Genomic DNA, 21,778 nt, shown 5'->3' with positions numbered 1-21,778 from the left:
TTTAATTAGATATCTGGAGGCCTCTGGACCGAATCCGGGCGGTTCGGCTTTCACGAGCAATGCCATAGATATAAAAATAAAGAAGGAAGTTATTTAAAGCTTTTCTGTAAAGCTTATAAAAGCTAGGGAGGCCATCTTCTGTGGATAACTGCCTTTAGGCCATATTCCACGTGGTGTACAGAGAATGACAACACGGGGGAGAAACGGTGCTCTACCTGTGCTGCGCTATCGGATAAGCTGTGTGTGGAATGGCCACTTATCCACAGGCCAGTTACCCACAGACTTTCGACCCCACTTGTACAACGGGCTTAGGGGCGCTTATCCACAGAGCTTATGCACAGACCATTTGTCGCCTTTTTTACGGTTAAGGCATTGATTCTTGGCGGCCTGTAAGCAAGCTACATGTGGATAAGTGGACGGCTGGCCGCTACAATGGCGGCTGTTTTTGCCTCACCGGCTTTCAACTTAGGGGATATCCGTGTCAGTGGAACTTTGGCAGCAGTGCGTGGAGCTTTTGCGCGATGAGCTGCCTGCCCAGCAATTCAACACCTGGATCCGTCCGCTACAGGTCGAAGCCGAAGGCGACGAGTTGCGTGTCTACGCGCCCAATCGTTTTGTTCTCGACTGGGTCAACGAGAAATACCTGAGCCGCGTTCTCGAATTGCTCGATGAACATGGCAACGGGCTTGCTCCGGTGCTCTCCTTATTAATAGGCAGCAAACGTAGCTCGGCACCTCGTGCTGCGCCGAATGCACCGTTGGCAGCCAGTGCCTCGCAGGCTCAGGCCGCTGCGGCACCTGTTAATAACTCGCCAGCCCCGGTTGCCCAGACGCCTTCGAAATCCTCGTCGCAGAAAAACGCGCCTATAAATGAAGAGCCGTCCCGCGACAGCTTTGACCCAATGGCCGGCGCCAGCTCCCAGCAGGCTCCGGTTCGTGCCGAACAGCGCACTGTCCAGGTAGAAGGCGCGCTCAAGCACACCAGCTATCTGAACCGCACGTTCACCTTTGAGAACTTTGTCGAAGGTAAATCCAACCAGCTGGCCCGCGCGGCTGCCTGGCAGGTCGCCGACAATCCCAAGCACGGTTACAACCCGCTCTTCCTTTATGGCGGCGTTGGCTTGGGTAAAACTCACTTGATGCACGCCGTGGGTAACCACCTATTAAAGAAGAACCCGAATGCCAAGGTCGTGTACCTGCACTCGGAGCGCTTCGTGGCCGACATGGTCAAGGCGCTGCAGCTCAATGCAATCAACGAGTTCAAACGGTTCTACCGTTCCGTTGATGCCTTGCTGATCGATGACATTCAATTCTTCGCCCGCAAGGAACGTTCCCAGGAAGAATTTTTCCACACGTTCAACGCGTTGCTTGAAGGTGGCCAGCAGGTCATCCTGACCAGTGACCGTTATCCGAAGGAAATCGAAGGCCTGGAAGAGCGCCTGAAGTCGCGCTTCGGCTGGGGCCTGACCGTTGCGGTAGAGCCGCCGGAACTGGAAACCCGCGTCGCGATCCTGATGAAAAAGGCCGACCAGGCTAAAGTCGACCTGCCTCACGACGCCGCGTTCTTCATCGCCCAGCGTATTCGTTCCAACGTGCGTGAGCTGGAAGGCGCCCTCAAGCGTGTCATCGCTCACTCGCACTTCATGGGCCGCGACATCACCATCGAGTTGATTCGCGAGTCCCTGAAAGACCTGTTGGCGTTACAAGACAAGCTGGTGAGTGTGGATAACATCCAGCGCACTGTGGCCGAGTACTACAAGATCAAGATTTCCGACCTGCTGTCCAAGCGCCGTTCGCGCTCGGTAGCACGTCCCCGTCAGGTAGCGATGGCGCTCTCCAAAGAGCTGACCAACCACAGCCTGCCGGAAATTGGTGATGTGTTTGGCGGTCGCGACCACACCACGGTCTTGCACGCGTGCCGCAAGATCAACGAACTTAAGGAATCCGACGCGGATATTCGCGAGGACTACAAGAACCTGCTGCGTACACTGACTACTTGATGAACACCAGCGCAGCTTATTAAGGCAAGGGACTAGACCATGCATTTCACCATTCAACGCGAAGCCCTGTTGAAACCCCTGCAACTGGTCGCAGGCGTCGTCGAGCGCCGACAGACCTTGCCGGTGCTTTCCAACGTATTGCTGGTTGTCGAAGGCCAGCAATTGTCCTTGACCGGTACCGACCTCGAAGTCGAACTGGTTGGTCGTGTCCAGCTCGAAGAACCCGCCGAACCTGGCGAGATCACCGTGCCGGCGCGCAAGCTGATGGACATCTGCAAAAGCCTGCCCAACGACGCGCTGATCGACATCAAGGTTGATGAGCAGAAGCTGGTGGTCAAAGCCGGTCGCAGCCGCTTCACCCTGTCGACCTTGCCGGCCAACGACTTCCCGACTGTGGAAGAAGGTCCTGGCTCGCTGACCTGCAGCCTGGAACAAAGCCGACTGCGCCGTTTGATCGAGCGTACCAGCTTCGCCATGGCCCAGCAGGACGTGCGTTACTACCTGAACGGCATGCTGCTGGAAGTCTCCGAAGGCATCATCCGCGCTGTTGCCACTGATGGTCACCGTCTGGCCATGTGCTCGATGAAAGCCGATATCGGTCAGCCGGATCGCCACCAGGTGATCGTGCCGCGTAAAGGTATTCTGGAACTCGCGCGCCTGCTGACCGAGCCGGATGGCAATGTCAGCATCGTCCTGGGCCAGCACCACATCCGTGCGACTACCGGCGAGTTCACCTTCACGTCCAAGCTGGTTGACGGCAAGTTCCCGGATTACGAGCGTGTTCTGCCTAAAGGCGGCGACAAGCTGGTGATTGGTGATCGTCAGGCACTGCGTGAAGCATTCAGCCGTACCGCCATTCTTTCCAACGAGAAGTACCGCGGTATTCGCCTGCAATTGGCCAACGGCCAGCTGAAAATTCAGGCGAATAACCCTGAGCAGGAAGAAGCGGAAGAAGAAGTGGGCGTCGACTACAACGGCGGCAACCTGGAAATCGGCTTCAACGTCAGCTATCTGCTGGACGTGCTGGGCGTGATGACCACCGAACAAGTTCGCCTGATTCTGTCTGACTCCAACAGCAGCGCCCTGGTGCAAGAATCCGACAACGATGACTCGGCTTACGTTGTCATGCCGATGCGCCTGTAATCATGTTCAGCAGAAGCTAGATGTCCCTCAGTCGCGTCTCGGTCACCGCGGTGCGCAATTTGCACCCGGTGACCTTCTCCCCTTCCCCCCGCATCAATATCCTCCACGGCGCCAACGGCAGTGGCAAAACCAGCGTGCTGGAAGCCATTCACCTGCTAGGGCTAGCCCGTTCCTTTCGCAGTGCCCGCTTGTTACCGGTGATTCAGTACGAGCAACTGGCGTGCACGGTATTTGGCCAAGTCGAATTGGCGGAAGGCGGTCATAGCAGCCTGGGGATTTCTCGTGATCGTCAGGGGGAGTTTCAAATACGCATCGACGGGCAGAATGCTCGCAGTGCCGCGCAGCTGGCGGAAATCCTGCCACTGCAACTGATCAACCCAGACAGCTTCCGCTTGCTGGAGGGTGCGCCAAAAATCCGTAGGCAATTCCTCGATTGGGGAGTGTTCCACGTGGAACCGCGTTTCATGGCCACTTGGCAGCGCCTGCAGAAGGCCCTGCGGCAGCGGAACTCATGGCTGCGGCATGGTACACTTGACGCCGCTTCGCAAGCTGCTTGGGACCGGGAACTGTGCCTGGCCAGCGCTGAAATAGATGAATACCGCCGCGCCTATATCAAAGCCTTGAAACCAGTCTTTGAGCAGACCTTGAGCGAGTTGCTTGAACTCGAGGGGCTGACGTTGAGCTACTACCGTGGTTGGGACAAAGACCGGGAACTGAGTGCAGTGCTCGCGACGTCCTTACAGCGGGATCAGCAAATTGGTCACACCCAGGCCGGACCACAACGAGCTGATTTGCGCCTTAGATTGGGCGCACATAATGCTGCGGACATCTTGTCCCGTGGTCAGCAGAAGTTGGTGGTCTGTGCCCTGCGTATCGCCCAAGGGCATCTGGTTAGCCAGGCCCGGCGCGGGCAATGTATTTATCTGGTGGATGACTTGCCGTCCGAACTGGACGAGCAGCACCGCCGCGCGCTATGCCGCTTGTTGGAAGACTTACGCTGCCAGGTGTTTATCACCTGTGTAGACCACGAATTATTGAGGGAAGGCTGGCAGACGGAAACGCCAGTCGCTTTGTTCCACGTGGAACAAGGCCGTATCACCCAGACCCACGACCATCGGGAGTGAAGGCATGAGCGAAGAAAATACGAATACGTACGACTCGACCAGCATTAAAGTGCTTAAAGGTTTGGATGCCGTACGCAAACGTCCCGGTATGTACATCGGTGATACCGATGATGGCAGCGGTCTGCACCACATGGTGTTCGAGGTGGTCGATAACTCGATCGACGAAGCTTTGGCCGGTCACTGCGACGACATCAGCATCATCATCCATCCGGACGAATCCATCACCGTGCGCGACAACGGTCGCGGCATCCCGGTAGATGTGCATAAAGAAGAAGGCGTTTCGGCGGCAGAGGTCATCATGACCGTGCTCCACGCCGGCGGTAAGTTCGATGACAACTCCTACAAAGTATCCGGCGGTTTGCACGGTGTAGGTGTTTCCGTGGTGAACGCCCTCTCCGAATTGCTGGTGCTGACCGTGCGTCGCAGCGGCAAGATCTGGGAGCAGACCTACGTTCACGGCGTTCCGCAAGAGCCGATGAAAATCGTTGGCGAAAGCGAAACCACCGGTACCCAGATTCATTTCCGTCCTTCCGACGAAACCTTCAAGAACATCCACTTCAGCTGGGACATCCTGGCCAAGCGGATTCGTGAATTGTCCTTCCTCAACTCCGGTGTGGGTATCGTCCTCAAGGACGAGCGCAGCGGCAAGGAAGAGCTGTTCAAATACGAAGGTGGCCTGCGGGCGTTCGTTGAATACCTGAACACCAACAAGACTGCGGTCAACCAGGTGTTCCACTTCAACATCCAGCGTGAAGACGGCATCGGCGTTGAAATCGCCCTGCAGTGGAACGACAGCTTCAACGAGAACCTGTTGTGCTTTACCAATAACATTCCTCAGCGCGATGGCGGTACTCACCTGGTGGGTTTCCGTTCTGCGCTGACGCGTAACCTGAACACCTACATCGAAGCAGAAGGCCTGGCGAAGAAGCACAAAGTCGCCACCACCGGTGACGATGCCCGTGAGGGCCTGACCGCGATTATTTCGGTCAAGGTTCCGGATCCGAAGTTCAGCTCCCAGACCAAAGACAAGCTGGTGTCTTCCGAAGTGAAGACCGCCGTTGAACAGGAAATGGGCAAGTACTTCTCCGACTTCCTGCTGGAAAACCCGAACGAAGCCAAACTGGTTGTCGGCAAGATGATCGACGCGGCGCGGGCTCGTGAAGCGGCGCGTAAAGCCCGTGAGATGACCCGTCGTAAAGGCGCGCTGGATATCGCTGGCCTGCCCGGCAAACTGGCTGACTGCCAGGAGAAAGACCCTGCCCTCTCCGAACTGTACCTGGTGGAAGGTGACTCTGCTGGCGGTTCCGCCAAGCAGGGCCGTAACCGTCGCACCCAGGCCATCCTGCCGTTGAAGGGTAAGATCCTCAACGTCGAGAAGGCGCGCTTCGACAAGATGATTTCCTCGCAGGAAGTCGGCACCTTGATCACCGCCTTGGGCTGTGGCATCGGCCGCGACGAGTACAACATCGACAAGCTGCGCTACCACAACATCATCATCATGACCGATGCTGACGTCGACGGTTCGCACATCCGCACCCTGCTGCTGACGTTCTTCTTCCGTCAGTTGCCGGAGCTGATCGAGCGTGGCTACATCTACATCGCCCAGCCGCCGCTGTACAAAGTGAAAAAGGGCAAGCAAGAGCAATACATCAAAGACGACGACGCCATGGAAGAGTACATGACGCAGTCGGCCCTGGAAGATGCGAGCCTGCACTTGAACGACGAAGCCCCGGGCATCTCCGGTGAAGCGTTGGAGCGTCTGGTAAACGATTTCCGCATGGTGATGAAGACCCTCAAGCGTTTGTCGCGCCTGTACCCTCAGGAGCTGACCGAGCACTTCATCTACCTGCCTGCCGTCAGCCTCGAGCAGTTGGGCGACCACGCTCACATGCAGAATTGGCTGGCCCAGTACGAAGTCCGTCTGCGTACCGTCGAAAAATCCGGCCTGGTTTACAAAGCCAGCCTGCGTGAAGACCGTGAACGTAACGTCTGGCTGCCAGAGGTCGAACTGATCTCCCACGGCCTGTCGAACTACGTCACCTTCAACCGCGACTTCTTCGGCAGCAACGACTACAAGACCGTAGTTACACTCGGCGCGCAATTGAGCACCCTGCTGGACGACGGTGCTTACATTCAGCGTGGCGAGCGTAAGAAAGCGGTTAAAGAGTTCAAGGAAGCCCTGGACTGGTTGATGGCTGAAAGCACCAAGCGTCACACCATTCAGCGATACAAAGGTTTGGGCGAAATGAACCCGGATCAGCTGTGGGAAACCACCATGGACCCCGCTCAGCGTCGCATGCTGCGTGTGACCATCGAAGACGCCATTGGCGCGGATCAGATCTTCAACACCCTGATGGGTGATGCGGTCGAGCCTCGTCGTGACTTCATCGAGAGCAATGCCTTGGCGGTGTCCAACCTGGACTTCTGATCAGGTTGCAGCGCAGACAAAAAAGGCCAACGCTAAGCGTTGGCCTTTTTTTATTGGCTGGGATTTGGGCATTTTATAAATGCTCCACGTGGAACATCTCAATCCTCGGCAGCAGATGTCACACTCTCCAACCGATACCCATACCCATAGATCGTCAGCAACTGCCACCCCCGCTCCGCCGTCAGTCCGAGCTTATTCCGTAGCCGATAAATATGCGTATCCAGCGGCCGTGACGACACCATTTCCTCATGAGTCCAAAACCGCTCATACAAATATTCCCGAGAAAGTGGTCGCGCCAGATTCTCAAACAGGCACCGAGCCAGGCGATATTCGCGCTCCGTCAGGTTGATGGGCTTCCCTGCCCTGCTCACTGTGAGTTCAGCATCATCAAACGTCAGGTCGTTGAAGGTCAGCACTTCGCTGGCCGCGGACTTTTGCAGGCCGTGGCGCCGCAGAACGGCATTGACCCGTGCCTTAAGCTCGTTAGGGCGAAATGGCTTGCTGACGTAATCGTCGGCGCCACTGTTCAGCGCCTGGACGATATCGCTCTCGGCATCGCGGCTGGTGAGCATGATGGCGGCGGGTGGCGCCTCCATGTGCTCGCGGGTCCAGCGCAGCAATGCCAAGCCGCTGAGGTCGGGCAGTTGCCAGTCAAGGATCAGCAGGTCAAAGGTTTCCCGGCGCAGTTGGCGCAGCAGGTCTTCTCCACGCTCGAAGCAGTGCAGCGTCCATGGCTGATCCGCAGCGCTGGGGATTTGTCGCAGTGTCTGTTCCACCCGCCGCAGTTCAGCAGGTTCGTCATCCAGTATTGCGACACGCATGGCAGGGTCCTTTCTGATTGAAGAATGCGGGCATGAATCTGAACAATTATGGCCAGATTCTCAGGCCCTCTGAATCTCTCGGTACGCTGATATCAAATGGCCGTAGCCATTGGAAATCGTCAATACCCAAGCTGGGAAGATACCGGCTCGAGACCTTCAGGAAAAGGATCAATGGCAATCTGGTTTTATGCTGTTTCGAGACGTGTGGCCCTTCTGGAGAAGATCAATGTATGGGGGCGATTGGTATTGGTGGTAATGGCGGCAACTTTGGGGACCGAAACGGTGGGGGCATCGAAGCCGGTAGTGCCTGCATCGTTCGATGAGCGTCAAACCCTGAGTGAGCCCGGTAACGGCATGGGCTTCGCCAGCTCACCCTTTGAGCCGCTCAGCGAACCACAGCAGAACCAACGCTGGGTGTTTTAATCAGCGCCAAATCTGAACAAATGTTGCGAATTGGTCCGATGAACCTCTCTTGTATGTAAATTCGTTGTCGCTGTATGACACACGGATTGGAGCGAGGGAATTGCTCCGGCACAGGGATGTGTCATCTTCTGCCATAGATCCCCACGCCCCAGACATTTCGGCTATCGACTGGATACCTCATCGAGTATCGTAGGCGGTATTCAAGGTCTTCCCCGCGAGACGCTTCCTGAACGTGCTTTCTGATGATCCATTAGAACTAGAATCTTGATGAGCGCCATGACCTTTTTCCCCTGCCGATTCCGCTTTGCCATTTCTACGCTGTTGGGCTCAGGCTTGATTGTTACGCTAGGCGTAGTGAGCCTGCCGGCCTTGGCACGTTCCGCCCCTCCCCGCGCGCCCTACATTGACGACAACCAGATGTGCCGCGCGCAGCCGCTACCGGCGGTGGTTCAGCACCTGACAGGCGAGGCCTGGAAGCTGGATGCCAAGGGTGTGTCCACTGCCTTGCAAGAAGGCATGGTCATTGATGAACAAGAGCGTGTAAAAACCTCACCAGACGCATTTGTCAGCCTTCTGCTGGGAGACGGTTCGCGGATTGTCTTGCCGTCCAGCTCCCAGGTTCGACTGCACCTGGTCGAGGAGCAATCGATCCCTCAGGTGATACTTGAAGAAGGTCAGGTTGAGGCTTATGTCATCAAGCGTGCCAGTGACTATGACCGTTTTCAGATCGTGACCCCGGTAGGTGTGCTCGGTGTGCGCGGCACGCATTTCCGTGTGCGTAACGACGGCGAACAATCCCTGGTGGAAGTGCTCAATGGGCAAGTCGCGGTCAATCGGGATGATGCTCCAGCAACCCTACGACCGATCAAGAAGAAGCCCATTACCGGTCCGGTTTCGGGTGAAGTGAAGGTCGGTGCGAGGCAGGGGCTGGCATTCAAGAAACAAGGTGAACTCAAGCCCGTGGAACTGCTGGATGCGCCACGTCTGGTGGGCCAGGACGGGCAAAAAGGCGATGCGCCGGTATGGACGCTGTTCCTGCGTCCGTTAGCCGGTGCCCAGCGTTACCGGGCCCAGGTCGCGACCGATAAGGCGTTTCTGAACATCAAGCAGGAAAACTTCTCCGACAAGCCGCAAATGCGCTTCACTGGGCTCAAGGCATCGTTCTATCACGTTCGTTTGTCGGCCTATGATGAGCAAGGGCTTGAGGGAGAAACCGGGGTCTATGACATCTTCTATTACCCGCCCGCGAACCGCGTGCAATAACGCTCTGGACGCTAACCGGTGAGGCTTTGGCGCAAGGCTGAAAAGCGCCAACCGACCCAGGCTCAGCGACTGTTCAATGGCTTGGTGCGCGAATGGCTCTGGGTCAGCCTGTTGCTTTTACCCATCACGGCATTCCTGTCCCTGAGCCCGGGCTTTTCCCTCAACAACCTGCTGTATGACAGCCTTCGCCGCTTGGCCCCGTTGCCGGTGGATCCACGCATCTTGCTGGTGACCATTGATGACCGCAGCCTGAAGGAACTTGGCCAATGGCCTTGGTCCCGACGCGTACACGCCGACCTGCTGGATCGGCTGAGCGTTGCCAAACCCGCAGGTGTTCTGTTTGATGTGATCTTCAGTGAGCCCGCCCGGGAGCCGGCCAATGACCTGCGCCTGGCCGAGGCTATGTGCAACGCCGGCACTGTTCTGTTGCCCTTGATTCGTGAAGGCTCGCCCCGCTACGAGCAAGCTGTTGCGCAAATCCTGCCGGTGTTGCCCTTGCGCGATTGTGCCAGGGGCGTCGGCCATATCAATGTTGAAGCGGACAGCGACGGTATCGTTCGAAGTCTGTATTTGCGTGAAGGCCCACCAGGGGACATGACGCCCCAATTGGCCTGGTTGGCGTTCGAGCTGAGCGGCCAGCAGGCTGTTATGCCGGGCGCGCTTGGTCCGGCGGACAGCAACCATTGGCAGCGGCAAAACTCCATTCGAATTCCGTTCATCGCCAGCCATGCCGGCTTTCCCAGCGTGCCGTATATCAGCGTTTTACGCGGTGAGGTGCCGCCTGAGCTGCTCAGAGGCCGCTTGATCCTGGTCGGCGCCACTGCGCCGGGTATGGGCGACCGTTACGTCACGCCACTGTCAGCCAGTGTCGGCACGACACCTGGTGTGGAGATTCAGGCCAACATCCTTAATGGCTTGCTGCAAGGACGCAGCATCGTTGACCTGCCTGCCTGGACGGCAACGCTGCTGGCCACTGCCATGGTCGCGCTGCTATTGGGCTTGCTGTTGTTTCGCCCCCGTTATGCGCTGTGGTTGACCGTCGGGTGCATGAGTGCCGCGCTTCTCGGTTCTTGGTGCCTGTTGCGCCTGGGTCATTGGTGGTCACCTGCGGCGTGCCTGATCGGCATGCTGCTCAGCTACCTGATCTGGAACTGGCGGCGCCTGAGCGTGATCCTGGCCTATTTCGGTTGGGAACTGGCACGCCTGGACAACGAACCCAAAGTGCTCCCGGAGCGGCGTAGAGCGCCCGCCAGCCAGGGTGATGTTTTGCAGGGACGGATCTTCGCCCTGGAACAAGCGGTCAGCCGTACCCGGGACACGCGCCGCTTTATGGCTGATGGCCTGGAATGCTTGCCCGTAGCGACCTTGATTACCGATCCCAAGGGCAATGTCCTGTTGGCCAACCGAATCGCTCGTGATGTATTCGGCAATGAATTGGTGGCTGAAAACCTGCTGGAGCAGCTCGCTGCATTGGGTTATCCACCGCTGCAGGACGGCATTCGCCCTGCCCTGTCGGCGCTGGAAATCGTCGAATTCCGCGACACCCATAACCGTAGCCTGCGCCTCGACCTGGCCCCGCTGCTGCCCGCGGACGGTGACGTGGCATTGGGCTGGTTACTCAGCCTCACAGACCTGAGCATCGAACGCGACGCCCAGCAGCAGCGGGAAACCTTGCTGCGCTTTCTGTCCCACGACCTGCGTGCTCCGCATTCGGCGATCCTCGCCCTGTTGGATGTCCAAGACACTGCAGCGCCAATATTTGGCCTGATCGAACAACAAGTCCGTCGCGCCTTGAACTTGACCGAATCATTCGTGCAACTGGCGAAAGCCGAATCTGACGGCTACCAATTCCAGCCCAGCCTGTTCGCCATGCTGGTGCTCGACGCATTTGATCAAGTCGCGGTGCACGCCCAGTTGAAAGGCATCCATCTGGTCCACGATCTGGATGAAGACGGCGAGGAAATGGTCTGGGCAGATCAATCGCTGCTGACCCGTGCCTTGTTCAACCTGCTGGAGAACGCAGTCAAATACAGTCCTTCGGGGACCACCGTGACGTTAAGCCTGACCAGCAGCGAAGATCGTTTGGAATGCCGTATCAGCGACCAGGGGCGAGGAATCGCCGCGCAGGATTTGCCAGAGCTGTTCGCTCAATACCGGCGCTTCACCTCTGCTCAAGGCAGTGAGGGATTGGGGTTGGGGCTGACCATGGTCAAGGCGGTAGTGGACCGCCACGGGGGGCGGATTGGCTGCGAAAGCGTGCTGGGTAAAGGCACGACCTTCATCCTTCAGCTGCCATTGTGGAGAGAGTGAACGGCTGCTTTTACCTGTGCATAAAAAACCGGTCTCAACGACCGGTTTTTTAATGCGGAAAAAACTTATGCACCTTTTCCGCTGTTTTATGAGGTTGGGAAATATGTAAGTAAATCAGCAGCCTATAATCAAAAAAGCCCAATTCGCCAACAAACCGTACACAGGTTATCCACAGAAACTCAAATCACCGGAGTGTCGACGACGACCGGCTCCGGCGGCAGCGAACCCATGGCTCTTTGTTGCGCTTCATTCCATGCCTGGGCACGGTCGTTCAGCGCAGCAATAGCGCGCGGGCCTTCACCCTCGGCATACATCGGTTCGCCAATGATCACAGTGATGGTGCCTTCACGCTTGGCCCAGCCGGTCTTTGGCCAAAACTTGCCTGCGTTGTGGGCAATTGGCAGCACCGGCAGGCCTGCGTTTACCGCCAAAGCCGTACCGCCACGTGAGAACTTGCCCACAGTGCCGTAGGGCACCCGCGTACCTTCGGGGAAGATCAGCACCCAAACGCCGTCCTTGAGCAGCTCGTCGCCCTTCTTCGCCACATGCTTGAGCGCTGCCTTGGGGTTGTCGCGGTCGATGGCGATCGGACGCAGCATGGCCATGGCCCAGCCGAAGAACGGCACGTACAGCAGCTCCCGCTTGAGCACTTGGCTCAGGGGCGAGAAGTAGGCAGACAGGAAGAAGGTTTCCCAGGTGCTCTGGTGGTTCGACAGAATCACGCAAGGCTGGTCCGGGACGTTTTCGGCGCCTTTGATCTCGAAACGAATGTTCAGGAACACCTTGGTCAACCACAACGCGCAGTTGCACCAAAAGACGTTGATGAAACGATAGCGCGCCTTGAACGGCAGAAAAGGCGCGATAAAAAAGCTCAGGGTGCACCAGAGGAAAGAACTGGTGCCCAGCAGCAGGTAAAAGAAGAAGGTTCTGATGGCCTGCAAAATCGACATGGCGGCATTTACCGTTGCGGGACAAGGCCCGCCTGTTAAAAGCGCGCTCCCGAACAGTCCTTGGTCAGGAAGTCAGAAGGGCTGCTAGTTGTTGATAAGTTCTGCGGCAACCGCCGCCAGATCGTCAAAAATCAAGGTGCCTACCGGCAGGGTTTTAGCCTGGGTCTTTTCGCCTTTTCCGGTTTTTACCAAAACTGGCTGAGAGTCGACGGCTTTGGCAGCCTCCAGGTCACCGAGGCTGTCCCCGACAAACCATAGCCCAGCCAATGGCACGTTGTAATGTTCAGCAATAGTTTTAAGCATACCGGGTTTGGGCTTGCGGCAATCGCAACCTTCATCCGGGCCATGTGGGCAATACACCACCAGCCCTACTTCACCGCCCTGCTCGGCCACCAGCATGCGCAAGCGCGCGTGCATGGCGTCGAGGGTGGCGATGTCGTAGTAGCCGCGGGCGATGCCGGACTGGTTGGTGGCGATGGCCACCGTCCAGCCCGCTTTGCTCAACTGCGCGATGGCCTCGATCGAGCCGGGCAGTGGAATCCATTCCGCCACCGATTTGATGTAAGCGTCGGAGTCGTAATTGATCACTCCGTCCCGATCGAGAATCAGCAGTTTCAACATGGTCAGCTCAGTACGGAAATGTCAGCGATATTGATGAACAAGCCACGCAGACGCGCCAGCATGGCGTAGCGGTTTTTCCGCACGCCCGCATCTTCGGCATTGATCATCACCGCTTCGAAGAACGCATCCACCGGCTCACGCAAGGTGGCCAGGCGCGCCAGTGCTTCGGCGTAGTTACGTTCGGCGATCAGCGGCTTCACTGCGTTTTCTGCCTTGGCGATGGCCGAGTTCAGCGAGAACTCTTTGGCATCGGCAAACAGGCCTGGGTCGACTTCGGCATTGCCGAGGTTGTCGGCCTTGCTCAGCAGGTTCGATACACGCTTGTTCACGGCGGCCAGTGCACCGGCTTCCGGCAGCTTGCGGAAGGCCTGAACGGCTTGTACGCGTTGGTCGAAGTCCAGCGCCGAACCCGGTTGCAGGGCACGTACCGACAGGTACACCGAAACATCCACGCCTTCGTCTTCGTAACGTGCACGCAGACGGTCGAACACGAACTCCAGCACTTGCTCGGCCAGGCCCGCTTGCTTGACCTTGGCACCGAACTGGCCGACAGCGAACACCACGGCCTGGGTCAGGTCGAGGTCGAGCTTCTTGTCGATCAGGATCCGCAGTACACCCAGGGCTGCACGGCGCAGGGCATACGGGTCTTTGCTGCCGGTAGGCAACATGCCGATACCGAAGATACCGACGAGGGTATCCAGCTTGTCCGCGATAGCCACGGCCGCACCGGTGAGGGTGGTCGGCAGCTCGGCGCCAGCACCGCGCGGCATGTACTGCTCGTTCAGCGCCAGGGCGACGTCTTCCGGCTCGCCATCATTCAGGGCGTAGTAGTAACCGGCGACACCTTGCATCTCCGGGAACTCGCCGACCATCTCGGTGGCCAGGTCGCACTTGGACAGCAGGCCGGCACGCGCAGCCCAGGCAGCATCGCCACCAATGCGAGGGGCGATGTAGGCCGCCAGCTTGGAAACCCGCACGGCCTTGTCGTAGACACTGCCGAGTTTTTCCTGGAACACCACGTTTTGCAGGCGCAGGTTGAAGTCTTCCAGCTTCTGCTTTTTGTCTTGCTTGAAGAAGAACTCGGCGTCAGTCAGGCGCGGGCGAACGACTTTCTCGTTACCGGCGATGATCTGCTGCGGGTCCTTGCTTTCGATGTTGGCCACGGTGATGAACCGAGGCAGCAACTTGCCGTCGACGTCCAGCAGGCAGAAGTACTTCTGGTTGTCCTGCATGGTGGTGATCAGTGCTTCCTGTGGCACGTCGAGGAAACGTTCCTCGAACGAGCACACCAGCGGCACTGGCCATTCAACCAAAGCCGTCACTTCGTCCAGCAGGCTTGGCGGCACGATGGCGGTGCCTTCCTGCTGGCGGGCCAGCTCTTCGGTGCGCTTGCTGATCAGCTCGCGACGCTCATCGGCATCGGCCAGCACGTAGGCGGCACGCAGGTCAGCGGCGTAGTTGGCCGGCGAGGTGATGCGTACGGCTTCAGGATGGTGGAAGCGGTGACCGCGGGAATCACGACCGGCCTTCTGGGCGAGGAGGGTGCAATCGATGACTTGGTCACCGAGCAGCATCACCAGCCATTGGGTTGGACGCACGAACTCTTCCTTGCGGGCACCCCAGCGCATGCGCTTCGGGATCGGCAGGTCGTTCAGGGAATCTTCAACTATGGTCGGCAACAGGCTGGCAGTCGGCTTGCCGGTGATGACCTGGCTGAAGCGCAATTTTGGGCCGCTCTGGTCGATCTCGCTCAGCTCGACGCCACACTTCTTGGCAAAACCAAGGGCGGCTTGAGTCGGGTTGCCTTCAGCATCGAAGGCGGCCTGGCGTGGCGGGCCGTCGAGGTTGATGCTGCGGTCCGGCTGCTGGGTTTCCAGCGCGGTGAGCAACACCGCCAGGCGGCGTGGCGCGGCGTAGACCTTCTTCGCTGCGAACTTCAGGCCAGCGGTTTGCAGGCCTTTTTCGATACCGGCCAGAAACGCGTCGGCCAGGGTGTTGAGTGCCTTGGGTGGCAGCTCTTCGGTGCCCAGTTCAACCAGGAAATCTTGAGCACTCATTGTGCAGCCTCCAGCTTAGCCAACACTTCATCACGCAGGTCCGGGGTTGCCATCGGGAAGCCCAGCTTGGCGCGAGCCAGCAGGTAGGCTTGGGCGACGGAACGCGCTAGGGTGCGTACACGCAGGATGTATTGCTGGCGCGCGGTGACCGAGATGGCACGGCGAGCATCCAGCAGGTTGAAGGTGTGAGACGCCTTCAGCACCATTTCATAGCTCGGCAGCGGCAGTGGCTGATCCAGTTCGATCAGGCGCTTGGCTTCGCTTTCATAGAAGTCGAACAGCTCGAACAGTTTCTCGACGTTGGCGTGTTCGAAGTTGTAGGTCGACTGCTCCACTTCGTTCTGGTGGAACACATCGCCATAGGTCACCTTGCCGAACGGGCCGTCAGCCCACACCAGGTCGTAGACCGAGTCCACACCTTGCAGGTACATGGCCAGACGCTCGAGACCGTAGGTGATCTCGCCGGTCACCGGGTAGCACTCGATGCCACCGGCTTGCTGGAAGTAAGTGAATTGCGTCACTTCCATGCCGTTGAGCCAGACTTCCCAGCCCAGGCCCCAGGCGCCGAGGGTTGGCGACTCCCAGTTGTCTTCGACGAAACGGATGTCGTGGACCAGCGGGTCCAGGCCGACATGTTTCAGCGAGCCCAGGTACAGCTCCTGGAAGTTGTCCGGGTTCGGCTTCAGAACCACCTGGAACTGGTAGTAGTGCTGCAGGCGGTTCGGGTTTTCGCCGTAGCGGCCGTCAGTCGGGCGACGACTGGGCTGCACATAAGCGGCGTTCCAGGTTTCCGGGCCGATGGCCCGCAGGAAGGTAGCGGTGTGGAAAGTGCCGGCGCCTACTTCCATATCGTAGGGCTGAAGTACCACACAACCTTGCTCGGCCCAGTATTGCTGGAGGGCGAGGATCAAGTCTTGGAAGGTACGCACGGCTGGCGTAGGCTGGCTCACGAAATTCACCTGTTACTTGGGCTGCGATTTAAAGAGCGGGAGTATACCCGATTCGGCCGCGCCACCATCCCCTGGAGCCTTATGCCACGCTGCTTTTGGTGTTCTGAAGATCCGCTGTACATGGCTTATCACGATCAGGAGTGGGGAACGCCGCTGCGCGATGCGCAGGGACTGTTCGAGTTGCTTTTGCTCGAAGGGTTCCAGGCGGGCCTGTCCTGGATCACCGTTTTACGCAAACGCGAGCACTATCGAAAGGTCTTGTTTGGATTTGATGCTCAGCGTTTGGCGCAACTGAGCGATGCCGAGATTGAAGCGCTGATGCTCGATCCGGGCATCGTGCGTAACCGCCTGAAACTCAATGCCACCCGGCGCAATGCCGCCGCCTGGCTGGCGCTGGAGGATCCTGTGGGGTTGCTCTGGTCGTTTGTCGGCGGCGTGCCCAAGGTCAATCATTTCAAGGATCGCAGCCAGGTTCCGGCGATTACGCCTGAAGCGGAAGCCATGAGCAAAGCCCTGAAAAAAGCCGGCTTTACGTTCGTCGGACCGACCATCTGCTACGCGTTCATGCAGGCCTCGGGCATGGTCATGGACCACACCCAGGACTGCGACCGTTACGCGGACCTGGCCAACGCCGGTTAGAATGGCGGTTTTGCGCACCACACACGATCAGGAGTGACCTGTGGAAAAGTTTAAAGGCGCCTTGCTGGTAGGCGCTCTTCGGTTGTTTGCCCTGCTGCCTTGGCGCGCGGTGCAAGCGGTCGGTTCGGCGATTGGCTGGATCATGTGGAAAACCCCCAACCGCTCCCGCGAGACGGTGCGGATCAACCTGTCCAAATGCTTCCCCGACATGGACCCGGCCGAGCGCGAGCGTCTGGTGGGCCAGAGCCTCAAGGACATCGGCAAGTCCCTGACCGAAAGCGCTTGCGCCTGGATCTGGCCGGCCCAGCGTTCCATTGACCTGGTGCGTGAAGTCGAAGGCCTGGAAGTGCTGCACGAAGCCCTGGCCTCGGGTAAAGGCGTGGTCGGTATCACCAGCCACCTGGGCAACTGGGAGGTGTTGAACCACTTCTATTGCAGCCAGTGCAAACCGATCATTTTCTACCGCCCGCCGAAGCTCAAGGCGGTGGATGACTTGCTGCGCAAACAGCGGGTGCAATTGGGCAACCGTGTGGCGGCGTCCACCAAGGAAGGCATCCTCAGTGTCATCAAGGAAGTGCGCAAAGGCGGCCAGGTGGGCATTCCTGCCGACCCGGAGCCGGCAGAGTCCGCCGGGATCTTCGTGCCGTTCTTCGCCACCCAGGCGCTGACCAGCAAGTTCGTGCCGAACATGTTGGCGGGGCACAAGGCGGTCGGGGTGTTCCTGCATGCCCTGCGGCTGCCGGATGGCTCGGGCTACAAAGTGATCCTGGAAGCGGCGCCGGAAGACATGTACAGCACCGACACCGCCACTTCGTGTGCGGCGATGAGCAAGGTGGTGGAGCGGTATGTGGCTGCTTACCCAAGCCAGTACATGTGGAGCATGAAGCGCTTCAAGAAACGCCCGCCGGGTGAGGCGCGGTGGTATTGACCCGCTTCCTGTAGGAGCGAGCTTGCTCGCGAAGGTCGTTAACGATTATGCGGTCTTTCTGATTTGACGCGGCGCTCTCGGGTTTTTCGCGAGCAAGCTCGCTCCTACAGGTGTTTATCGAGTTTCTTCAGGAACACCGTCATTTCTTTTTCGGCCTGCTTGTCGCCATGGGCCTGGGCCGCTGTAATCCCCTGCTCCCAAGCCAACCGCGCCGCAGCATTATCACCCTGCCCCACTTGCGCCTTGCCCAACAGCTTCCACGCCGCCGAATACTTCGGATCAAACTCGACGCACTTCTGCAAATGCTCCGCCGCCCTGGCGTTGTCCTTCAGATCCAGATAACCCTTGCCCAACCCAAACCGCAGCAGTGAGTTATCCACACCCTTGGCGAGCATTTTTTCCAGGGATTCGAGCATGTCGGTCACTCCGTTTGATCAGAAAAAGCTCAGGCCCACGTGGAACAGTTTCTCCACATCGCGGATATGTTTTTTATCCACAAGGAACAGAATCACATGGTCGCCGGTGGCGATCACCGTGTCGTCGTGGGCGATGATCACTTCTTCATCGCGAATGATCGCGCCGATGGTAGTACCCGGTGGCAGGCCGATATCGCGGATCGCCTTGCCAATCACCTTGCTCGACTTCGAGTCGCCGTGGGCAATCGCCTCGATGGCTTCCGCCGCGCCCCGGCGCAATGAGTGCACACTGACGATATCGCCGCGCCGTACGTGGGCCAGCAAGGTGCCGATGGTTGCCAGTTGCGGGCTGATGGCGATGTCGATATCGCCGCCCTGGATCAGGTCGACATAGGCCGGGTTGTTGATGATGGTCATCACCTTCTTCGCCCCCAGCCGCTTGGCCAGCAACGACGACATGATGTTGGCTTCGTCATCGTTGGTCAGCGCCAGGAAGATGTCGGCGTCGGCAATGTTTTCTTCCAGCAGCAGGTCACGGTCCGAGGCACTGCCTTGCAGGACCACGGTGCTGTCGAGGGTGTCGGACAAGTACCGGCAGCGTGCCGGATTCATCTCGATGATCTTCACCTGATAGCGGCTTTCGATGGCCTCGGCCAGGCGCTCGCCAATCTGCCCGCCGCCGGCGATGACGATGCGTTTGTAGGTTTCATCCAGACGGCGCATTTCGCTCATCACCGCGCGAATATTCGCCTTGGCCGCGATGAAAAATACTTCGTCGTCGGCTTCGATCACCGTATCGCCCTGCGGCAGAATCGGCCGGTCGCGACGGAAGATTGCCGCCACTCGCGTCTCGACGTTGGGCATGTGCTCGCGCAGTTGGCGCAGTTGCTGGCCCACCAACGGCCCGCCGTAGTACGCCTTGACCGCTACCAGCTGCGCCTTGCCTTCGGCGAAGTCGATCACCTGCAAGGCGCCCGGGTGTTCGATCAGGCGCTTGATGTAGTGGGTCACCACCTGCTCCGGGCTGATCAGCACGTCCACCGGGATCGCGTCGTTGTCGAACAGCCCGGCGCGGGTCAGGTAAGCCGCCTCACGTACCCGGGCGATTTTGGTCGGGGTGTGGAACAGGGTGTGGGCGACCTGGCAGGCGACCATGTTGGTTTCGTCACTGTTGGTGACTGCCACCAGCATGTCGGCATCGTCGGCACCGGCCTGGCGCAGTACCGTAGGAAACGAGGCACGGCCTTGTACGGTACGGATATCCAAGCGGTCGCCTAAATCCCGCAGGCGCTCCGCGTCGGTGTCGACCACGGTGATGTCGTTGGCTTCGCTGGCCAAATGCTCGGCCAGCGTACCGCCGACCTGCCCTGCGCCGAGGATGATGATTTTCATCCGGTCACTCCCTTAAAACCATTCAGCCGCGAGCGGCGGCAATCTTGATCAGCTTGGCGTAATAGAACCCGTCGTGGCCGCCTTCCTGGGCCAGCAACTGGCGGCCATGAGGCTGCTTGATCCCGGCCTGGATGTCGAGGTCCAGTTCCCGTGCGCCGCTGGTGCGGGCCAGGAAGGCTTCGATGACTTCGGTGTTTTCGGTGGGCAGCGTCGAGCAGGTGGCGTACAGCAGGATGCCGCCGACTTCGAGGGTCGGCCACAACGCGTCCAGCAACTCGCCTTGCAGCACGGCCAGGGCGGCGATGTCGTCGGGTTGGCGGGTCAGCTTGATGTCCGGGTGACGGCGGATCACGCCGGTGGCGGAACACGGCGCGTCCAGCAGGATGCGCTGGAAGGGCTTGCCGTCCCACCAGGTGGCGGTGTCGCGGCCGTCGGCGGCGATCAGTTCGGCGCTGAGGCCCAGGCGCGCGAGGTTTTCCCGCACGCGCACCAGGCGCTTGGCTTCCAGGTCGACGGCGACGACGCCGGCCAGGTCAGCTTGAACTTCCATAATGTGGCAGGTTTTGCCGCCGGGGGCGCAGCAGGCGTCCAGCACCCGTTGGCCAGGCGCCAGGTCCAGCAGGTCGGCGGCCAGTTGTGCGGCTTCGTCCTGCACGCTGATCCAGCCTTCGGCGAACCCGGGCAGGTTACGGACATCGCCCGGTTCTGTAAGAACGATGCCGTCCTGGCTGTAGACACAGGCCGTAGCTGCTACGCCGGCTTCGCCAAGCAGCGCGAGATACGCATCGCGAGTGTGATGACGGCGGTTCACCCGCAGGATCATCGGCGGGTGCGCGTTGTTGGCGGCGCAGATGGCTTCCCATTGCTCGGGCCAGAATGCCTTCAGGGATTTTTGCAGCCAGCGCGGGTGGGCGGTGCGCACCACCGGGTCATGTTCCAGTTCGGCCAGCAGCGCTTCGCTTTCGCGCTGGGCGCGGCGTAGCACGGCGTTGAGCAAGGCCTTGGCCCAGGGCTTTTTCAGTTTGTCGGCGCAACCGACGGTTTCGCCGATGGCGGCGTGGGCCGGCACGCGGGTATAGAGCAGTTGATAGAGGCCCACCAGCAACAGCGCCTCGACATCGGCATCTGCGGCCTTGAACGGCTTTTGCAGCAGCTTGGCCGCCAGCGCCGACAACCGCGGCTGCCAGCGGGCGGTGCCGAAAGCCAGGTCCTGGGTGAAGCCGCGATCGCGGTCTTCGACTTTATCCAGCTGGGTCGGCAACGAACTGTTGAGGGAAGCCTTGCCGTTGAGTACGGCGGCCAGGGCCTTGGCGGCGGCCAGACGTGGGTTCATTGGGTGTCTACCGCTTGGCCGAGGACGATGCCGACGGCAAATTTCTCACGACGGCTGTTGAACAAATCGCTGAAATTCAGCGCCTTGCCGCCGGGCAGTTGCAGACGGGTCAGGCACAGCGCCTGTTCACCGCACGCTACCAACAGGCCGTCTTTGCTGGCGCCGATAATCTCGCCGGGGGCACCTTTTCCATCGGCCAAGGTGGCGGCCAATACTTTCAGGGCTTCACCATTGAGGGTGCTGTGGCAGATCGGCCACGGGTTGAAGGCGCGTACCAGGCGTTCCAGCTCAACGGCCGGGCGGCTCCAGTCGATGCGGGCTTCATCCTTGTTCAATTTGTGGGCGTAGGTGGCGAGGCTGTCGTCCTGCACTTCGCCTTCCAGGGTGCCAGCAGCCAGGCCGGCGATGGCCTGGACTACGGCCGGCGGGCCCATCTCGGCGAGGCGATCGTGCAGGCTGCCACCGGTATCTTCAGCGGTAATCGGGGTGGTGACTTTCAACAGCATCGGGCCGGTGTCCAGGCCCGCTTCCATGCGCATTACGGTCACACCACTTTCGGCGTCACCGGCTTCAACGGCCCGTTGGATCGGTGCCGCACCGCGCCAGCGAGGCAGCAGCGAGGCGTGGCTGTTGATGCAACCCAGGCGCGGGATATCCAGCACGGCCTGAGGCAGGATCAAACCATAAGCCACTACCACCAGCAGGTCCGGCTTCAGCGCAGCCAGTTCGGCTTGGGCATCGGCGTTGCGCAGGGTTGGCGGCTGCAGCACGACAATGTTGTTCTCAAGTGCCAGCTGCTTGACCGGGCTGGGCATCAGCTTTTGCCCACGACCGGCCGGGCGATCGGGCTGGGTGTAGACCGCCACGATTTCATACGGGCTGGCGAGCAGGGCCTTGAGGTGTTCGGCGGCGAATTCGGGGGTGCCGGCAAAAACGATGCGCAGTGGCTCGGTCATGGGAAACGTCTCACAAAAGAAAAAG

Annotated in this window: 18 protein-coding genes; 9 read left to right on the top strand and 9 right to left on the bottom strand. The window is 59.2% G+C overall.

Annotation, left to right across the window (positions count from 1 at the left end):
• Positions 1 to 478: 478 nt before the first annotated feature.
• From dnaA to gyrB, 4 genes are read left to right on the top strand one after another with little or no spacing between them, the layout of a single operon-like run.
• Positions 479 to 1,999 (top strand): chromosomal replication initiator protein DnaA, encoded by a 1,521-nt coding sequence (gene dnaA, locus ACUN0G_RS12995; protein WP_032868695.1) that lies wholly within the window; start codon positions 479 to 481, stop codon positions 1,997 to 1,999.
• Between the two features lie 39 nt (positions 2,000 to 2,038).
• A complete protein-coding gene (gene dnaN, locus ACUN0G_RS12990; protein ID WP_003213582.1) occupies positions 2,039 to 3,142 on the top strand; it encodes a DNA polymerase III subunit beta in 1,104 nt (367 codons plus the stop codon).
• A gap of 20 nt (positions 3,143 to 3,162) precedes the next feature.
• The gene (gene recF / locus ACUN0G_RS12985) at positions 3,163 to 4,266 is read left to right on the top strand and encodes a DNA replication/repair protein RecF (protein ID WP_003213585.1); all 1,104 of its coding nucleotides are present in this window, start codon (positions 3,163 to 3,165) and stop codon (positions 4,264 to 4,266) included.
• 4 nt (positions 4,267 to 4,270) lie between these two features.
• The gene (gene gyrB, locus ACUN0G_RS12980; RefSeq protein WP_017477902.1) at positions 4,271 to 6,694 is read left to right on the top strand and encodes a DNA topoisomerase (ATP-hydrolyzing) subunit B; all 2,424 of its coding nucleotides are present in this window, start codon (positions 4,271 to 4,273) and stop codon (positions 6,692 to 6,694) included.
• Between the two features lie 98 nt (positions 6,695 to 6,792).
• On the opposite strand, the gene ACUN0G_RS12975 is transcribed toward gyrB, so the two are convergent.
• Positions 6,793 to 7,515: a response regulator transcription factor gene (locus tag ACUN0G_RS12975; protein WP_177025264.1), complete on the bottom strand. Its 723-nt coding sequence runs from the start codon at positions 7,513 to 7,515 to the stop codon at positions 6,793 to 6,795.
• A gap of 171 nt (positions 7,516 to 7,686) precedes the next feature.
• Between ACUN0G_RS12975 and ACUN0G_RS12970 the strand changes: the two genes are divergently transcribed.
• The 3 genes from ACUN0G_RS12970 (at position 7,687) to ACUN0G_RS12960 (ending at position 11,511) form a co-directional block, all read left to right on the top strand.
• Positions 7,687 to 7,938: a hypothetical protein gene (locus tag ACUN0G_RS12970; RefSeq protein WP_421523207.1), complete on the top strand. Its 252-nt coding sequence runs from the start codon at positions 7,687 to 7,689 to the stop codon at positions 7,936 to 7,938.
• A gap of 267 nt (positions 7,939 to 8,205) precedes the next feature.
• The gene (locus ACUN0G_RS12965; RefSeq protein ID WP_445573599.1) at positions 8,206 to 9,201 is read left to right on the top strand and encodes a FecR family protein; all 996 of its coding nucleotides are present in this window, start codon (positions 8,206 to 8,208) and stop codon (positions 9,199 to 9,201) included.
• Between the two features lie 18 nt (positions 9,202 to 9,219).
• The gene (locus ACUN0G_RS12960; RefSeq protein ID WP_445573598.1) at positions 9,220 to 11,511 is read left to right on the top strand and encodes a CHASE2 domain-containing protein; all 2,292 of its coding nucleotides are present in this window, start codon (positions 9,220 to 9,222) and stop codon (positions 11,509 to 11,511) included.
• A 179-nt stretch (positions 11,512 to 11,690) separates the two neighbouring features.
• On the opposite strand, the gene ACUN0G_RS12955 is transcribed toward ACUN0G_RS12960, so the two are convergent.
• The 4 genes from ACUN0G_RS12955 to glyQ all read right to left on the bottom strand — a co-directional run bounded on the left by ACUN0G_RS12955 (position 11,691) and on the right by glyQ (position 16,089).
• Entirely contained in the window at positions 11,691 to 12,461 is a 771-nt protein-coding gene (locus ACUN0G_RS12955) for a lysophospholipid acyltransferase family protein (RefSeq protein WP_003213596.1), read from the bottom strand.
• 84 nt (positions 12,462 to 12,545) lie between these two features.
• Complete coding sequence (gene gmhB / locus ACUN0G_RS12950) at positions 12,546 to 13,082, bottom strand: D-glycero-beta-D-manno-heptose 1,7-bisphosphate 7-phosphatase (RefSeq protein WP_167664612.1); 537 nt, start codon at positions 13,080 to 13,082, stop codon at positions 12,546 to 12,548.
• A gap of 2 nt (positions 13,083 to 13,084) precedes the next feature.
• The gene (glyS, locus tag ACUN0G_RS12945) at positions 13,085 to 15,139 is read right to left on the bottom strand and encodes a glycine--tRNA ligase subunit beta (protein WP_445573597.1); all 2,055 of its coding nucleotides are present in this window, start codon (positions 15,137 to 15,139) and stop codon (positions 13,085 to 13,087) included.
• A complete protein-coding gene (glyQ, locus tag ACUN0G_RS12940; RefSeq protein ID WP_003213601.1) occupies positions 15,136 to 16,089 on the bottom strand; it encodes a glycine--tRNA ligase subunit alpha in 954 nt (317 codons plus the stop codon). Before glyQ ends, glyS begins: the two co-directional genes overlap by 4 nt.
• Positions 16,090 to 16,170: 81 nt before the next feature.
• On the opposite strand from glyQ, the gene ACUN0G_RS12935 reads away from it, so the two are divergent.
• On the top strand, positions 16,171 to 16,728 hold the full coding sequence (locus tag ACUN0G_RS12935) for a DNA-3-methyladenine glycosylase I (protein ID WP_258342963.1): 558 nt from the start codon (positions 16,171 to 16,173) through the stop codon (positions 16,726 to 16,728).
• A gap of 40 nt (positions 16,729 to 16,768) precedes the next feature.
• Positions 16,769 to 17,656, top strand: a complete 888-nt coding sequence (locus tag ACUN0G_RS12930; RefSeq protein WP_088421939.1) for a lysophospholipid acyltransferase — start codon at positions 16,769 to 16,771, stop codon at positions 17,654 to 17,656.
• 104 nt (positions 17,657 to 17,760) lie between these two features.
• Here the strand turns inward: ACUN0G_RS12930 and ACUN0G_RS12925 are convergent, their stop codons facing one another.
• From ACUN0G_RS12925 to fmt, 4 genes are read right to left on the bottom strand one after another with little or no spacing between them, the layout of a single operon-like run.
• Positions 17,761 to 18,072: a hypothetical protein gene (locus tag ACUN0G_RS12925; RefSeq protein WP_445573596.1), complete on the bottom strand. Its 312-nt coding sequence runs from the start codon at positions 18,070 to 18,072 to the stop codon at positions 17,761 to 17,763.
• Positions 18,073 to 18,090: 18 nt separating this feature from the next.
• Positions 18,091 to 19,464, bottom strand: a complete 1,374-nt coding sequence (trkA, locus tag ACUN0G_RS12920; protein WP_003213611.1) for a Trk system potassium transporter TrkA — start codon at positions 19,462 to 19,464, stop codon at positions 18,091 to 18,093.
• 22 nt (positions 19,465 to 19,486) lie between these two features.
• Entirely contained in the window at positions 19,487 to 20,797 is a 1,311-nt protein-coding gene (gene rsmB / locus ACUN0G_RS12915) for a 16S rRNA (cytosine(967)-C(5))-methyltransferase RsmB (RefSeq protein ID WP_177069844.1), read from the bottom strand.
• Entirely contained in the window at positions 20,794 to 21,753 is a 960-nt protein-coding gene (gene fmt, locus ACUN0G_RS12910; protein ID WP_218263594.1) for a methionyl-tRNA formyltransferase, read from the bottom strand. Before fmt ends, rsmB begins: the two co-directional genes overlap by 4 nt.
• Positions 21,754 to 21,778 lie beyond the last annotated feature (25 nt).

The sequence above is a fragment of the Pseudomonas sp. 32A genome, assembly GCF_052682255.1.
The sequence above is the reverse complement of the archived record's forward strand: the minus strand, read 5'-3'. Positions and strand labels throughout refer to the sequence as shown.

Excerpts from the sequence above, each read along its gene's own strand:
- ACUN0G_RS12965 (WP_445573599.1), top strand. The coding sequence starts at position 8,206 with ATGAGCGCCATGACCTTTTTCCCCTGCCGATTCCGCTTTGCCATTTCT.
- gyrB (WP_017477902.1), top strand. The coding sequence starts at position 4,271 with ATGAGCGAAGAAAATACGAATACGTACGACTCGACCAGCATTAAAGTG.
- ACUN0G_RS12925 (WP_445573596.1), bottom strand. The coding sequence starts at position 18,072 with ATGCTCGAATCCCTGGAAAAAATGCTCGCCAAGGGTGTGGATAACTCA.
- ACUN0G_RS12975 (WP_177025264.1), bottom strand. The coding sequence starts at position 7,515 with ATGCGTGTCGCAATACTGGATGACGAACCTGCTGAACTGCGGCGGGTG.
- gmhB (WP_167664612.1), bottom strand. The coding sequence starts at position 13,082 with ATGTTGAAACTGCTGATTCTCGATCGGGACGGAGTGATCAATTACGAC.
- ACUN0G_RS12955 (WP_003213596.1), bottom strand. The coding sequence starts at position 12,461 with ATGTCGATTTTGCAGGCCATCAGAACCTTCTTCTTTTACCTGCTGCTG.
- dnaN (WP_003213582.1), top strand. The coding sequence starts at position 2,039 with ATGCATTTCACCATTCAACGCGAAGCCCTGTTGAAACCCCTGCAACTG.
- trkA (WP_003213611.1), bottom strand. The coding sequence starts at position 19,464 with ATGAAAATCATCATCCTCGGCGCAGGGCAGGTCGGCGGTACGCTGGCC.
- fmt (WP_218263594.1), bottom strand. The coding sequence starts at position 21,753 with ATGACCGAGCCACTGCGCATCGTTTTTGCCGGCACCCCCGAATTCGCC.
- glyS (WP_445573597.1), bottom strand. The coding sequence starts at position 15,139 with ATGAGTGCTCAAGATTTCCTGGTTGAACTGGGCACCGAAGAGCTGCCA.
- ACUN0G_RS12970 (WP_421523207.1), top strand. The coding sequence starts at position 7,687 with ATGGCAATCTGGTTTTATGCTGTTTCGAGACGTGTGGCCCTTCTGGAG.
- ACUN0G_RS12935 (WP_258342963.1), top strand. The coding sequence starts at position 16,171 with ATGCCACGCTGCTTTTGGTGTTCTGAAGATCCGCTGTACATGGCTTAT.
- recF (WP_003213585.1), top strand. The coding sequence starts at position 3,163 with ATGTCCCTCAGTCGCGTCTCGGTCACCGCGGTGCGCAATTTGCACCCG.
- rsmB (WP_177069844.1), bottom strand. The coding sequence starts at position 20,797 with ATGAACCCACGTCTGGCCGCCGCCAAGGCCCTGGCCGCCGTACTCAAC.